Below are 634 nucleotides of genomic sequence, written 5' to 3'. Positions count from 1 at the left end.
CAAACAGCCGACCACACCAGTAAACAGCGCACCCCAAGTCGTGTCCACGCCCGTTAACACATTAATGCCTAACGCCGCGCCACTTACGTTGCCAAAGTTAAACGCCACAGCTCCAAGCGCAAGGAGAATACCGACACCATAACCCATACCCGGCGCCACTTTGTTCGCAATGTCTTGGATTCGCATGCCAGAAACGCCCACAATGCGCCACAAGTTCATCACGATACCAAACGTGATAAAGATCGAAGCCAATACTGGAAACGCCATGTCGACTTTGTAGATGTTCGTGAAAACAGCAGTTTGAGTCAAAAAGCCTGGGCCAACAGAGGTCGTCGCCATCAAAAACGCGACACTTAGCATGGCTTTCTTTTGCCAACTGGTTTCTGTTACAGGAGCGGAAATGGAAGAGGTGCTGATAGTGCTTTGTGTAGTCATGCCAAGTCTCAAATTTGTTGTCTTTCTATTATTAGAAAAAAAGAAAGACAACTGACCGAGATCAGCTGAACTTAGAGAGATATCTCTTTTCAAAACAAACGATTACACGTTGTAGCCGTTCATTGGGCGCATATACTAAGAGCAACGAATGTGACTGTCAACACACAATTGCATAAATATTATTTATTGCAACTCACCT

The 634-nt window shown here is 45.4% G+C and carries 1 pseudogene; it reads right to left on the bottom strand.

Annotated features, from left to right (window positions below):
- Positions 1 to 435 (bottom strand): annotated as a pseudogene (locus tag R7044_RS26175) (hypothetical protein); the annotation flags it as partial.
- Positions 436 to 634: the final 199 nt, after the last annotated feature.

This window comes from Vibrio sp. 1402 (genome assembly GCF_033340275.1).
The sequence above is the reverse complement of the archived record's forward strand: the minus strand, read 5'-3'. Positions and strand labels throughout refer to the sequence as shown.